At 73.6% G+C, this 14,237-nt stretch carries 11 protein-coding genes and 2 tRNA genes; 11 read left to right on the top strand and 2 right to left on the bottom strand.

Going from position 1 to position 14,237, the window contains the following annotated elements; translation table 11 throughout:
• The first annotated feature begins 5 nt into the window (after positions 1–5).
• The 6 genes from rsfS (at position 6) to AQJ66_RS18405 (ending at position 2,187) form a co-directional block, all read left to right on the top strand.
• Positions 6–452: a ribosome silencing factor gene (gene rsfS, locus AQJ66_RS18425; protein ID WP_061922915.1), complete on the top strand. Its 447-nt coding sequence runs from the start codon at positions 6–8 to the stop codon at positions 450–452.
• Positions 449–1,117, top strand: coding sequence for a histidine phosphatase family protein (locus AQJ66_RS18420; protein WP_061923325.1), 669 nt, complete (start codon positions 449–451; stop codon positions 1,115–1,117). The genes rsfS and AQJ66_RS18420 overlap by 4 nt, the downstream gene beginning before the upstream one ends.
• 87 nt (positions 1,118–1,204) lie before the next feature.
• A tRNA-Ala gene (locus AQJ66_RS18415) sits at positions 1,205–1,277 on the top strand.
• A gap of 225 nt (positions 1,278–1,502) precedes the next feature.
• Positions 1,503–1,676 (top strand): hypothetical protein, encoded by a 174-nt coding sequence (locus AQJ66_RS38330; protein WP_107118965.1) that lies wholly within the window; start codon positions 1,503–1,505, stop codon positions 1,674–1,676.
• Positions 1,677–1,679: 3 nt separating this feature from the next.
• Positions 1,680–1,913, top strand: a complete 234-nt coding sequence (locus tag AQJ66_RS18410) for a hypothetical protein (RefSeq protein WP_003976229.1) — start codon at positions 1,680–1,682, stop codon at positions 1,911–1,913.
• A 201-nt stretch (positions 1,914–2,114) separates the two neighbouring features.
• Positions 2,115–2,187: transfer RNA gene (locus AQJ66_RS18405), tRNA-Ala, on the top strand.
• Positions 2,188–2,235: 48 nt separating this feature from the next.
• On the opposite strand, the gene AQJ66_RS18400 is transcribed toward AQJ66_RS18405, so the two are convergent.
• Both AQJ66_RS18400 and AQJ66_RS18395 read right to left on the bottom strand, forming a co-directional pair.
• Positions 2,236–3,846 (bottom strand): NADH-quinone oxidoreductase subunit NuoF family protein, encoded by a 1,611-nt coding sequence (locus AQJ66_RS18400; protein WP_061922913.1) that lies wholly within the window; start codon positions 3,844–3,846, stop codon positions 2,236–2,238.
• On the bottom strand, positions 3,843–5,147 hold the full coding sequence (locus tag AQJ66_RS18395; protein WP_244162854.1) for a cytochrome b/b6 domain-containing protein: 1,305 nt from the start codon (positions 5,145–5,147) through the stop codon (positions 3,843–3,845). Before AQJ66_RS18395 ends, AQJ66_RS18400 begins: the two co-directional genes overlap by 4 nt.
• 403 nt (positions 5,148–5,550) lie before the next feature.
• Here AQJ66_RS18395 and leuS point away from each other — a divergent pair, with 403 nt between their 5' ends.
• From leuS to AQJ66_RS18370, 5 genes are all read left to right on the top strand, one after another.
• A complete protein-coding gene (leuS, locus tag AQJ66_RS18390) occupies positions 5,551–8,427 on the top strand; it encodes a leucine--tRNA ligase (RefSeq protein ID WP_061922909.1) in 2,877 nt (958 codons plus the stop codon).
• Positions 8,428–8,566: 139 nt separating this feature from the next.
• A complete protein-coding gene (locus AQJ66_RS18385; RefSeq protein ID WP_061922906.1) occupies positions 8,567–9,310 on the top strand; it encodes a hypothetical protein in 744 nt (247 codons plus the stop codon).
• 72 nt (positions 9,311–9,382) lie between these two features.
• Positions 9,383–10,228, top strand: coding sequence for a DegV family protein (locus AQJ66_RS18380; protein WP_061922903.1), 846 nt, complete (start codon positions 9,383–9,385; stop codon positions 10,226–10,228).
• A 120-nt stretch (positions 10,229–10,348) separates the two neighbouring features.
• Positions 10,349–11,506: a ComEA family DNA-binding protein gene (locus AQJ66_RS18375; protein WP_063804054.1), complete on the top strand. Its 1,158-nt coding sequence runs from the start codon at positions 10,349–10,351 to the stop codon at positions 11,504–11,506.
• Entirely contained in the window at positions 11,503–14,208 is a 2,706-nt protein-coding gene (locus tag AQJ66_RS18370; RefSeq protein ID WP_079060275.1) for a ComEC/Rec2 family competence protein, read from the top strand. Before AQJ66_RS18375 ends, AQJ66_RS18370 begins: the two co-directional genes overlap by 4 nt.
• Positions 14,209–14,237 lie beyond the last annotated feature (29 nt).

The raw sequence follows: 14,237 nt of genomic DNA, 5'->3' as shown, positions 1-14,237 counted from the left end.
ACGTAGTGACCGCCACCGACCGTTCCCTCGAGCTCATCCACACCGCCGCCCAGGCGGCCGCCGACAAGCTCGCCCACGATGTCATCGCCTACGACGTCAGCGACGTCCTGTCGATCACGGACGCATTCCTGCTGGCCTCCGCGCCGAACGACCGCCAGGTCAAGGCGATCGTCGACGAGATCGAGGAGCGCCTGCAGAAGGACCTCGGCGCCAAGCCGGTACGCCGCGAGGGCGACCGCGAGTCCCGCTGGATCCTGCTCGACTACGTCGACATCGTCGTCCACGTCCAGCACAGCGAGGAGCGGGTCTTCTACGCGCTGGAGCGGCTGTGGAAGGACTGCCCCGAGCTGGAGCTGCCCGCCGACGCCAAGGCCACCCGCGGCAAGGCGGAGGAGCACGCCAGGCTGCAGGCCACCGAGGCCGCCGACGAGCCGGACGGTGAGTGGCGATGAGCTCCACCGGCGAGGTGACCGACCGCACCGGCCGGGGCCGCCGCATCATCCTGTGGCGGCACGGCCAGACGGCCTGGAACGTGGAGCGCCGCTTCCAGGGCACCACCGACGTCGAACTGACCGAGACCGGCGTCGGCCAGGCCCGCCGCGCCGCCCGGCTGCTCGCCTCCCTGCGGCCCGACGCGATCGTCTCCTCGGACCTGCGGCGCGCCGCGGACACCGCCGCCGAGCTCGCCGCCCTCACCGGTCTCGACCTCACCCGCGAGGAGGGTCTGCGCGAGACCTACGCGGGCGTCTGGCAGGGGCTGACGCACGAGGAGATCATCGCCCGCCACGGCGCGGAGTACGCCGCCTGGAAGCGCGGCGAGGCGGTCCGCCGCGGCGGCGGCGAACTGGAGACCGAGGTGGCCGACCGCGCCGCCCCCGTCGTGCTGCGGCACACCGAGAAGCTGCCCGAGGACGGCACCCTCGTGGTGGTCAGCCACGGCGGCACCATCCGCACCACCATCGGCCGGCTCCTCGGCCTGGAGGCCCAGCACTGGGAGAGCTTCGGCGGCCTCTCCAACTGCTGCTGGTCCGTGCTCGGCGAGGGCGCTCGCGGCTGGCGCCTGCTGGAGCACAACGCGGGCACCCTCCCGGAACCCGTCCTCGGCGACGACGACTGAGCCGCCCGGGACCCGGATTTCACTTTCCGGCAGGTCGCAGGCTAAAGTTCTTCTTGTTCGCCCCGCCGAGCGGGAAGAACGCAACGAGGGGCTATAGCTCAGTTGGTAGAGCGCCTGCATGGCATGCAGGAGGTCAGGAGTTCAATTCTCCTTAGCTCCACAGATCGACACTCACTTGAGTCGTCAACGATCGGTGATGAAGATCCCGTCCCCGCAGGGGGGCGGGATCTTCTGCTTCTGCCTTGAGTCACTCGGGGTCCTGCGGGCGTATACCTCTGCGGGGGCCGTGTCCGGACCGGTACTGAGGCGTCGCTGACCGTATCGGCCCGGCCGTGGCAGAATCAAACGGCCGGAAGGGGGCGCGGCCCGACGGGAGGGAGTAGCGATGCCTGCGAGCATCCGTGAGGAGGTCGGCCACCTCCTCGGTGCGGCGTTGATACGGGGCACGACCACCCGGCTCAGCTGCCCTTCCTGCGGTTCCGCGCACGTGGCGCAAGTCCTCGGCGACAACGGCGGAATCTCCTACGTGTGCACGGCCTGCGGCCACAGCTGGAGCTGATCGATGGGTGCACACAGGCGGAAGTGCGACTGGTGCGGCAGCGGTACGCCGATCGTCCGCGACATGGAGCCGGTCAATCCCGACTACCAGTACTGGTGCGAGGAGTGCGCGCGGGCGCTGATCATAAAAGGCGACCCGATCGAGACCTACCGCGAGCTGGAGGGCGAGCCGATCTACGGCCGCCTGCTCGAGGAGCACTGCACGCTCAAGAGGTTCTACTCCTTCGTCACCGCGTGACGGACCCCGGGCCGCGGCCGGCGTCGTGGCAACGATGTCGGGCTCGGTGTCAGGTGTGGAACAAAAGGGACATTGATGTCTGTATCATGGCAGGGCGGAAACCGATTTGGTGGTGCACCCCGGTGACCGTGTAATGTTGGCTTCGCCGCCGGGGAAACCCGGGGGAAAAGCCGGAAAACGCGGGTCACCGCGTGACCGCGCGGGGCTATAGCTCAGTTGGTAGAGCGCCTGCATGGCATGCAGGAGGTCAGGAGTTCAATTCTCCTTAGCTCCACAGAAGCGGAAGGCGGGCCATCCGAACGGATGGCCCGCCTTCCGCGTGTCAGCGCCCGAGGGCGCGGCGGCCGCGTCCCTGGGACAGGACCGGGAGGTTGCGCGACGGCGCCTGCCCGCGCGTGTCCTCCTCGATGCGCAGCGCCAGCGCCGGGCAACGCCGCACCGCGCGCAGCGCCTTGGCCTCCGCGTATCGCGGCACCTGCGCCTGCGCCACCGTCGGGAAGCCGTCCGCGCCCAGTTCGAAGACCTCCGGCAGGATGTCCGCGCACAGGCCGTGGCCCCGGCACAGCGTCCAGTCGACGTGGATCTTCTGACGGCTGGAGCCGGTCTCCTCGGGCTCCGCGCCGCCCGGGATGCCCGTGGGCGCCCTGCCGCCCTCGAAGAGCGGCAGAACGCCCTCCACGGGCCGTCCGCAGCCGTTCCCGAGGACGTGGGCGGCCAGGTCGTCGGTGAACGCCTTGATCGTCGACTCCAGGAACATCGCGGAGCCGTCCGGGTGCGAACACGCCCCGCGCCGCTTCACGTTCTTCGCGACCTGCTTCAGCGCCTCCAGGGCGGCCGGCCCGCCGCCGTTGAGGATGTCCTCCATGCCGCGCGCTGCGGCGGGCAGTCCCAGGTAGCAGGGGCCGCACTGGCCGGCGCTCTCCTCGGCCAGCCACTGCGCCACCCGCAGCGACTCGCCGAGCGGGCAGGTCTCCTGGCTGATCGGCAGGATCGCCCCCGCGCCCAGCGAACCGCCCACCGCGTCCAGGGAGTTGCGCGAGACGATCGCCTCGTTGACGGTGGCCGCGTCGATCCACTTGCCGTGGTAGCCGCCGGTCAGCACGCCCTGCGGCACCGGCGGGGCGCCGGCCAGCTGCAGCACGTAGCGCAGCGGCACGCCCGTGGGGACCTCGAGCACCATCGGGCGGGCGACCGCGCCGGAGACCGTGAGCATGACGGTGCCCGGCTCGTCGTACAGGCCGGTGTTGCCGTAGCGCTCCGGGCCGATGCGGGCGGCGATGGCCAGCTGCGCGAAGGTCTCCGCGTTCGACAGCAGGGTGGGCGCGCCGCCGACGCCGCTCTGCGAGGCGCTGATCTTGCGGCCGGGCGGGATCGCCGGACCGCCGTCCACCGAGCGGATCAGCGACGCGGCGGCGCCGGTGACCATGCGGACCGGGTTGCGCTGCACCCACGCGCGCAGCGCCGACCTGCGGCTGTTGCTCAGGCCCCGCTCGGCCAGCGCGGCCTCCATGGAGCGCTGGGTGGACTCGCGCGTGACCCCGATGACGAGGGTGCGCGCCCCGAGCGCCTCGGCGCACAGCAGCGCGCCGTCCAGGATGAGGTGCGGGGCGCGGTTGATGAGCACCGTGTCCTTGCGGCAGGCCGGCTCGTCCTCACTGCCGTTGACGACGACGACCGGCCGCACCCCGCGCTTGATCGCCGAGTCGGCGACCGAGCGCAGCTTCCTGTGGAACGGGAAGCCCGCGCCGCCGCGCCCCTTGAGGTTGATGCCCTCCGCGAGCTGGGCGAGCTGCTCGCCGCCCAGGGGGTCGAGCGGCCCGTGCACCTTCAGGTGCATGGGCAGATCGAGCCGCTCCACAAGGTCGAAGCCCGACGTGAGCTGGGGAAGGCCGACCACGCGGACCTCGGGGACGTCGGGCAGGGCCTCGTTCACCTATAGCCTCCGGAAGGCGTGTTCCAAGGTTCGCCCGAACCCGGCGCGTCGAAGGACGCCCCAGGGGATGGTTCATTGGCGGGACCGCTGTTGTACGTGTCGTTCGAGTTGTACGTCCCGAAGCGGGCGTTCGTCTCACCGGTGTCGTACACATCACTGCCGCCATACCCGCCGATGCCCGAATTGTCGTAGACCGGGATGGTGTTGTAGCCGGTGTCCGCGAGCGGGTCGTACGCCGACGGGGGCGCCTCGCCGACCGGCGGCGGGGACGGGACGGGCCAGCTGCCCGAGGTGCTCGACGGGCCGTCGACGCGGGGCATCGCCTCCGTCGCCTGCATGTCCATGCGCGTGGTCTGCCCGGCCGCGAAGGGCTGCTGGGGCGGCGCGGGCGTCGAGACGGCCCGGTAGGCGGCCGCGAAACCGGGCGCGGCCTCCGGGGCCGCGGGCCGCTCCGGAGTCTCGTACAGGGACGTGAACGGCGGCGTCGCGCGCGGGGTGGCGCCCGTGCCGGTGAACGCCGCCTGCCGCTCGTAGCCCGGCAGCGTTGAGGCGGCGGCCGCCGCCTCCGCCACCCTCGCCCGGCCGGCGTCCAGGTCGTCCAGCTCCCGCCGGTCCTCGCCGCCCAGCATCGAGACGAGCCGGTCCGCCACCCTGCGCTTGAACGGGCGCGGCGCGGCGCGCAGGGCCAGGGCCGCCATGATGCCGAGCAGGCAGAGCTCGTACGAGATCATGAAGAACGGCTTCGCCGGCCGGCCCGCGAACAGCCCGTGGATCAGCGCCGCGCACAGCGACGGGTAGGCCAGCATGTGCATCGCGCGCCAGCGCGCCGCGACGGGGGCGGGGGTGGCGAACTGGTTGCGCAGGGCGCCGGTGACGCCCACGAAGATCATGAGCAGGGCGGCCAGCGAGCCCAGGCCGATGAGTCCGCCGCTGCCCGAGACGCCCAGGCTGAACGGGATCAGCGCGGCGATCAGGACGGTGTGCTGCAGCGCCAGCTTGATGGTGATGTGCACCAGCAGGAACGCGATCGAGGCGACGGCGAGCACCCGGTGGATGCCCTGGGCCACGATCCGCTGGCGCGTGTTGAGGAAGATCCGGTCCTGGGTCACCAGACCCCAGATCACCGAGCTGGTGAGGCTGACCAGGGACAGGACGCCCGCACCGAAGTTCAGGAAGTCCTGGAGCCAGCTGCCTCCGTACAGCACCACCACGGGTATGAGCAGCAGGACGACAGCCGTCGCCACGCCGTAGGCCGAGCGGCCCGGCCTGGGGAGCGAGCTGTTACGGGAACGAGGGTTCATGGGGGCAACTCCGAGCAGTTTCGGGAAAGCGGTCCCGCTGCCGAACTCTAAGTGGCGCCATACTGATCAGTACGTGGTTTGAGTTATTGCGTTGTTATCAAAGGACAATGCGCCTGGGGTGTTGTCCTTTAGGGGGCGTTACGCGGAGTAAGTTTTGACCTGGGCTCGGGGGTCGGCGGGCTTCGTGACATGTCCCCCACGCATACGCAAGCGCGTCGCGGCTTGCTCAAGGCCTGCGGTACCCTATCGCCATGCGTGCCGTACGCCTTCTGCTTAGCGGGCCGCGCTGATCAGTACCGACCACCGGTCGAAACCCGTGGTCGGCATCGGCGCGGCGTCCCCTCCTGTGCGAGGGGATTTTTCGTTTCCGCAGGCAGAGACGATCGATGGAGCTTTGAGGATCATGAGCGAGACGAACCCCGCTACCGCCGAGGTGGCTGCGCCGCACCGCTACACGGCCGCCCTGGCCGCCGAGATCGAGGCACGCTGGCAGGACTTCTGGGACGCCGACGGCACCTACGCGGCGCCGAACCCCAAGGGCGACCTGGCGGGCGACCCGGAGCTGGTCGCCCGGCCCAAGAAGTTCATCATGGACATGTTCCCGTACCCCTCGGGCGCGGGCCTGCACGTCGGCCACCCCCTGGGCTACATCGCCACCGACGTCTACGCCCGGTTCCAGCGCATGACCGGGCACAACGTCCTGCACACCCTGGGCTTCGACGCCTTCGGCCTGCCCGCCGAGCAGTACGCCGTGCAGACCGGCACCCACCCGCGCGTGTCCACCGAGGCCAACATCGAGAACATGAAGGCCCAGCTGCGCCGGCTGGGCCTGGGCCACGACAAGCGCCGGTCGTTCGCCACGATCGACCCGGACTACTACAAGTGGACCCAGTGGATCTTCCTGCAGATCTTCAACTCCTGGTACGACCCCGAGGCGCGCAAGGCCCGGCCGATCGCCGAGCTGATCGCCCGGTTCGAGTCCGGTGAGCGCCCGGTCCCGGGCACCACGCGCGCGTGGAGCGAGCTGAGCGACACCGAGCGCGCCGACGTCCTGGGCGAGTACCGCCTGGCCTACGCCTCCGACGCGCCGGTCAACTGGTGCCCCGGCCTGGGCACCGTGCTGGCCAACGAGGAGGTCACCGCCGACGGCCGCTCCGAGCGCGGCAACTTCCCCGTCTTCAAGGCCAAGCTGCGCCAGTGGAACATGCGCATCACCGCCTACGCCGACCGGCTGCTGGACGACCTGGCGGAGCTGGACTGGCCCGAGGCCATCAAGCTGCAGCAGCGCAACTGGATCGGCCGCAGCGAGGGCGCCCGCGTCGACTTCCCCGTGGACGGCGAGCGCATCACGGTCTTCACCACCCGCCCGGACACCCTGTTCGGCGCGACCTACATGGTGCTGGCCCCTGAGCACCCGCTGGTCGAGAAGTTCACCCCGGACGCCTGGCCCGAGGGCACGCACGAGGTGTGGACCGGCGGCCACGCCACCCCGACCGAGGCCGTCGCCGCCTACCGCGCGCAGGCCGCCGCCAAGTCCGACGTCGAGCGCCAGGCCGAGGCGAAGGACAAGACCGGCGTCTTCATCGGCGCCTACGCCACCAACCCGGTCAACGGCGCCCAGGTCCCCGTCTTCATCGCCGACTACGTCCTGATGGGCTACGGCACCGGCGCGATCATGGCCGTCCCGGCGCACGATGCCCGCGACTTCGAGTTCGCCCGCGCCTTCGAGCTGCCGATCGCCTGCGTGGTCGAGCCGACCGACGGCCGGGGCACCGACACCTCGGCGTGGGACGAGGCCTTCGCGGCCCACGACGCGAAGATCATCAACTCGTCCAACGACGACGTCTCCCTGGACGGCCTGGGCGTCGTCGAGGCCAAGGCGCGCATCACCGAGTGGCTGGAGCGCCGGGGCATCGGCGAGGGCACCGTCAACTTCCGCCTGCGCGACTGGCTGTTCAGCCGCCAGCGCTACTGGGGCGAGCCCTTCCCGATCGTCTACGACGAGGACGGCGTCGCGCACGCGCTGCCCGAGTCGATGCTGCCGCTGGAGCTGCCGGAGGTCGAGGACTACAGCCCCCGCACCTTCGACCCGGACGACGCCGACACCCAGCCCGAGACGCCGCTGTCGCGCAACGACGAGTGGGTGCACGTCACCCTGGACCTGGGCGACGGCCGCGGCCCGCGCAAGTACCGCCGCGAGACCAACACCATGCCCAACTGGGCCGGTTCCTGCTGGTACGAGCTGCGCTACCTGGACCCGCACAACGACCGTGAGCTGGTCGACCCGGAGATCGAGCAGTACTGGATGGGCCCGCGCGAGGGCCTGCCGCACGGCGGCGTCGACCTGTACGTCGGCGGCGCCGAGCACGCCGTGCTGCACCTGCTGTACGCCCGCTTCTGGTCCAAGGTCCTGTACGACCTGGGGCACGTCTCCTCCGCGGAGCCGTTCCACAAGCTGTTCAACCAGGGCATGATCCAGGCCTACGTCTACCGCGACAGCCGGGGCATCGCGGTGCCGGCCGCCGAGGTGGAGGAGCGCGACGGCGCCTACTACCACCAGGGCGAGAAGGTCACCCGGCTGCTGGGCAAGATGGGCAAGTCCCTGAAGAACGCGGTGACTCCGGACGAGATCTGCGCCGAGTACGGCGCCGACACCCTGCGCCTGTACGAGATGGCCATGGGCCCGCTGGACGTCTCCCGGCCCTGGGACACGCGCGCGGTGGTCGGCCAGTACCGCCTGCTGCAGCGGCTGTGGCGCAACGTCGTCGACGAGACGACCGGCGAGGTCACCGTCACGGACGCCGAGCCCGACGAGGACACCCTGCGTGCCCTGCACAAGGCGATCGACGGCGTCCGCCAGGACCTGGAGGGCCTGCGCTTCAACACCGCCATCGCCAAGGTCACCGAGCTGAACAACCACCTGACCAAGGCCGGTGGCGTGGTGCCGCGTTCGGTGGCCGAGCCGCTGGTGCTGATGGTCGCCCCGCTGGCCCCGCACATCGCCGAGGAGCTGTGGCGCAGGCTGGGCCACACCGGCAGCGTCGTCCACCGGGACTTCCCGGTCGCCGACCCGGCCTACGTCGTGGACGAGACCGTGACCTGCGTGGTGCAGATCAAGGGCAAGGTCAAGGCGCGTCTGGAGGTGCCGCCGGCCATCTCGGAGGAGGAGCTGGAGAAGGTGGCGCTGTCCGACGAGAAGGTCGTCGCGGCGCTGGACGGCGCGGGCATCCGCAAGGTGATCGTGCGCGCGCCGAAGCTGGTGAACATCGTCACCGCGTGACGGCCGGCAGGCTCATCGCGTGACGTCGGGGTAGTCCCCTACGGGCAGGTTCGGGGTTTTTCTGGAACCCCGGGCCTGCCCGCTGCGTTTACCGTGGAGAGCACAGCGGCGCAGCCGTGCCGGCACGAGGAGGAGCGTCATGGAAGCAGTGATCACCGTGTTCGCCCTGCTCTTCCTGCTCTTCGTGGCCCTGGGCGCCTACGCCACGGTCAAGGCCGTCGGCGCCGCCAAGCGGGGCGTGGACCGCGGGATCGCCCAGGCCAGGCGCACCGTGGAGGACCACACCCTGCGCGCGAAGTCCTTCGCCCAGCCCGGACCGGCCGGCGAGATCGCCCAGCTGCGGCTCACCCTGCGCACCTCGATGCGCGCCACCCAGGACACGCTGTACGCGGGCGCCGCCGAGGACGAGTCGCTGAAGGAGTCCCTCGGCCTCTTCGAGCGGCTGAGCACGCACGGACGCGAACTGGACGCCGACCTCAAACGGCTGGAGGCCGAGCCCGACCGGGCCGCGCTCGCCGCGCGGCTGCCCGAGCTGCGCCGGCGCACCGAGCGCATCACCACGTCCGCCGACTCCCTGCGCTGGGCCGCCCGCGACCGCGCCCGCCGCTTCTCGGACGACGACCTGGACGTGCTCGGCGCCCAGATCGACGTCGAGGCCGGGGCCCTGCGGCACTGGACCCACACCGAACCCGCCACCGCCGCGCCCCCGCCGTGGCCCGACGCCCCGGCCACCGGGGACGCCCCCGCGGCACGGCCGCAGACCTGGCAGGACGCGGGCGCCCCCCGCCCGGCCGGGAAACCGGCGGACCCCGCGATCGGCCCGCCGGCGCCCCGCCCCGTCCATCCCTGGCAGAAGAAGCCGCGCCCCGAGAGCACCACGTGACGGGGCCTGTTCCGGCCCGGCGGGCAGGGGCCGGGCTGCCGGGCCGGTGCCACGGCGGGTAACCTCCAGCTCATGTCCCGCCATGTCGCGATCGTCACCGATTCAACGGCCTACCTGCCGCCGCGGACGATGGAGCGCCACGGCATCACCGCGGTGCCCCTGACCGTGGTCCTCGGCGACCGGGCGCTCGAAGAGGGCACCGAGATCTCGACCCGCGCCCTGGCCCAGGCGCTGCAGAAGCGGCGCCCGGTCACCACCTCCCGCCCCAACCCCCAGGTGTTCGCGGAGACCTACCGCAGGGTCGCCGAGTCAGGCGCGAGCGGCATCGTCTCCCTGCACCTGTCCGCCGAGCTGTCCGGCACGCATGACGCGGCGGTCCTCGCGGCCCGCGAGGCGCCGGTGCCCGTGCGCGTGGTGGACACCGGGATGGTCGCGATGGCCCTGGGGTTCTGCGCGCTCGCCGCCGCCGAGACGGCCGAGGCCGGCGGGACGGTGGACGAGGCGGTCACGGCCGCCGAGAAGCGGGCCGCCGGCACCTCCGCCTACTTCTACGTCGACACCCTCGACTATCTGCGCCGCGGCGGCCGCATCGGCGCCGCACAGGCCCTGCTCGGCTCCGCGCTCGCCGTCAAACCGCTGCTCCAGCTGGACGGGGGCCGCATCGAGCTGCTCGAGAAGGTGCGCACGGCGTCCCGGGCCATCGCCCGCCTCGAGGAGATCGCCGCCGACCGGGCGGGCGGCGCCGAGGTCGACATCGCCGTCCACCACCTCGCCGCCCCCGACCGGGCCTCCGCCCTCGCCGACCGGCTGCGGGCCCGAGTGCCCGAACTGGCCGAGCTGCACGTCAGCGAGGTCGGCGCGGTGATCGGGGCGCACACCGGACCCGGGCTGCTGGGCGTGGTCGTCTCGCCGCGCTGAGGCCGCACCTTCCTGGTGGCGTTCACGCTCACGGGTGACGGAGTTTTCCACAACCGGCTCCCCGTCCCCGGAAATTGACCAAGATCATCGTGAAGTGACGGGATGTCCGATCCTCGTCGCATGGCACTTCGATCAGGTTCACGCATCGCCGCCGCGACCAGCGGGCCGGGCCGCGGTCCCGCCTCCGACGGCCGCATCCGTCACCGCCGCCCCACCGAGCACCGCCGCACCCGCGACCGCCCGCCCGCACCCGCGGAGGAACTGCGGCGCCGCGCGGAACTCCTCTTCGGCGAACGAGCGGCGCAGTGGCGGGAGTCGGGGAACGCCCCGCCGGACGAACAGCCGCCCGCGCTCGAGCCCGCGCCCCCGCCCGCGACCACGGAGCCGGCCACGGTGACCGGGACGGCCTCCGTGGTGACCGCATCCCCGGGACGCCCGGCCGAGACGGGGGAGGCGGGAGACGCGGGAGAGCCGGCTGCCGAAGCCGGCCCGCACTGGGTCCCCGAGACGCACGCAACCCGTCGGACGAACCCCGCGGAGCCGCTGCAGCCACTGGAGCCGCTTGCGCCGGACCTGCGGGAGCGCGCCGCGCTCGCGCTGCGGGAACGGCTGCCGGTGTGGGCGCAGGCCCGGTGCGGGGTCGAGCGGCGGGCCGTGGTCGCGCTCTGCGTGCTGCTCCTGGTGGCTGCGGCCTTCGCCGTCCAGCACTTCTGGGCGGGCCGGACGCAGACGGTGAGGGCTCCTCAAGTCGTGCGCGCCGGGGCGCCGTTCGCCGGGAGGAGCGAGGACCCGAAGCCCGGTGGCGCCGCCGTGACCGCCCCGGGGACACCGGCCGGGCAGATCGTCGTGGACGTCAGCGGCAAGGTCCGCAGGCCCGGCATCCGCCGGCTGCCGGCCGGCTCCCGGGTGGCGGACGCGCTGCGGGCCGCGGGCGGAGTGCGCCCGGGAGCGAGCACCGAAGGACTCAACCGGGCCCGCTTCCTGGTGGACGGCGAGCAGGTCGTGGTCGGCGCACCCGCCGCGGCGGCCGCCCCGCCCGCACCCGGCGCCGGAGCGGGCGCCGGACCGGCGGGCCCGGGAACCGGAGGCCAGGTCTCCCTCAACACGGCCACCGCTGACCAGCTCGACACCCTGCCCGGCGTCGGTCCCGTGCTGGCGCAGCACATCATCGACTACCGCACCCGGCACGGCGGATTCCGCTCGGTGGACGAACTCCGCCAGGTCAACGGCATCGGCGACCGCCGCTTCACCGACCTGCGCGGCATGGTGCGGCCATGAGCGCCCCGGCGCCCGGCACGCCACCGGGGCGCGGCGCCACGCGCCGTGACCGGCCGCCGGACGCGCCCAGCACGGGGCGCCGCCGGACCGGGAGAGACGCGTCCCGCGAGCAGCGGGCGGACGCCGGTGCCGACGCCCGCCGGCCGGTCCCGCCCGATCTGCGACTGGTGCCGCCCGCGCTCGCGGCCTGGGGGACGGCGGCGCTGGTCATCGACGCTCCACCGGTCTGGAGTGCCGGCGTCGCCCTCGCCTGCCTGGTCGCCGGGGTTCTCCTGCTGTCGGCCCGGTCGGCCCGGTCGGCCCGGTCGGCTCCGTCGGCCGGGAGCGAGGGGAGTCCGGCCCGGCGGGAGGGGATGCCGGTGCGTCCGTCCGTCCGGCTCGGCCGGTCGCGCGCTCCGGTCGCCGCCGTGCTGCTCTGCGTGGCCGCGGCCGCCGCCTCCGCGGGACTGCACGGGGCGGACGTGCGGCGCGGACCGGTGCCCGAGCTGGCGCGGCGGTTCGCGACCGTGAGCGCCGAGGTCGAGCTCACCGGCGACCCCTGGCTGAGCAGGCCGCGGGTGCGCGGTGATCACGCGGCGCCGGTGGCGGTCCTGGCCCGCGCCGAGGTCCGGTGGATCGAGGAGGGCGGCGGGGCCGGGGTGCGGACGCGGAGCCCCGTCCTGATGGTCGTCGACGGGGACGTCCCGGCACCGAGGGCCCCACCCCGCGGGGACCCGCCCGCCGCGCAGGGCGGCCGCGGGGCGCGTCCGGCCTGGCTCGGGCTGCTGCCGTCCACGCGGCTGCGGGTGACCGGGCGGCTGGCGCCCGCCCTGACCGGCGGTGACCGGACGGCGGCCGTGCTGCGGGTGCGCGGCAAGCCGGCGCCGGAGGCCGTCGCGGGTCCGAGCGGCCCGCAGAGGCTGGCGGGCCGGCTCAGGGCCGGGCTGAGGGAGGCGACCGACGGGTTGCCGGAGGACGCCCGGGCACTGCTCCCCGGGCTGGTCGTCGGCGACACCTCCCGGATCACTCCCGAACTGGACGACGCCTTCAAGGAGACGGACCTGGCCCACACGCTCGCCGTCTCCGGCAGCAACCTCACGATCCTGCTCGCCCTGCTCATCGGCCCGCCCGGCCTCGCCCAGCGCGCCGAGCGCCGCGGTCTCGCCCCGCGGCTCGGGCTCTCGCTGCGGGCGACCGCCCTCGGCGCGGGAGCACTCACGCTCGGCTTCGTGATCGTGTGCCGGCCCGACCCCAGCGTGCTGCGGGCCGCGGCCTGCGGCTCGGTCGCCCTGCTCGCGCTGGCGACAGGGCGCCGCAGATCCCTGCTCCCGGCCCTGGCCGCGGCCGTGCTCCTGCTGGTGCTGTACGACCCGTGGCTGGCCCGCGGCTTTGGCTTCCTGCTCTCCGTGCTGGCCACCGGGGCGCTGCTCGTCCTGGCGCCCGGCTGGAGCGAGGCACTGCGCCGGCACCGGGTGCCCGGCCGGCTCGCCGAGGCACTGGCCTCGGCCGCCGCCGCCCAGGCCGTGTGCGCGCCGGTCGTGGCGGTGCTGTCGGCGCGGGTCAGCCTGGTGGCGGTGCCGTGCAACCTGCTGGCCGAGGCGGCGGTCGCCCCGGCCACCGTCCTCGGGTTCGCGGCGCTGGCCGCGGCGCCGCTGGCGATGCCGGTGGCCAGGCTGCTCGCCCGATGTGCCGGCTGGCCCGCCGGATGGATCGCCGGGGTCGCCCGGACCGGGGCGGCCCTGCCCGGAGGCGCGGTGGACTGGCCCGGCGGCTGGTCCGGGGCGCTGCTGCTGGCGGCGGTCACCGTGGCCGTCGTCCTGGCCGGGCGGCGGCTGCTGCGGCACCCCTGGTGGTGCGGTGCGCTCGCCGTGCTGCTCCTGCTCGCGGTGGTGCGGCCCGTGCCGCTGACCCGGGCGGTGACGGGCTGGCCGCCGCCGGGCTGGCGGTACGCGATGTGCGACGTGGGCCAGGGCGACGCGACCGTGCTGGCGGCCGGGGAGGGAGCCGGGGTCGTCGTGGACGCCGGCCCCGACCCGGCGCCGGTGGACCGCTGCCTGCGGGAGCTGGGCATCACCCGTGTCCCCCTGCTCCTGCTGACCCACTTCCACGCCGACCACGTCGCGGGGCTCCCCGGCGTGCTGCGGGGCCGCTCGGTGGCCTCGATCGAGACCACGGACTTCGAAGAACCGGCGGACCAGGCCGCGTTCGTCAGGAAGGAGGCGATGGCGCGGCACATCCCGCTCACCCGGGCCGCCGCAGGAGAGGAGGGGCGCGTCGGCCCGCTCACCTGGCGGGTGCTCTGGCCGCCCGTGCCCCCCGGGCCGGGGCAGGCTCCGGCACCGGAACCGGACGGACCGAACGACGCCAGTGTCGCCCTGCTCGTCCGCTCCGGCGGGCTGCGGCTCCTGCTGCTCGGCGACCTCGAACCGCCCGCCCAGCAGGCCCTGCTGCGCTCCCCGCAGGCCGCCGAGCTGGCCGGCGTGGACGTGCTGAAGGTGGCGCACCACGGCTCGGCCTACCAGGACCCGGACCTGATACGGCTGGCGGCGCCGCGGGTGGCGCTGGTCTCCGTCGGCGCGGACAACACCTACGGCCACCCGGCACCGGCGACCGTCGCCGCGCTGCGGGCCGGCGGGGCCGTGGTGCTGCGCACGGACCGGGACGGGGCGCTCGCGGTCGGCGGAGGCGGGCCGGGAGGGGAGCTGCGCGTGACGAGAGACTGAGCGGCGGGTCCTCGCCCGGACCGACCGGG

It is taken from the genome of Streptomyces bungoensis (assembly GCF_001514215.1).
GTDB lineage: Bacteria > Actinomycetota > Actinomycetes > Streptomycetales > Streptomycetaceae > Streptomyces > Streptomyces bungoensis.
Note: the sequence above shows the minus strand (reverse complement) of the source record. Positions and strands in the feature narration are given on the sequence as shown.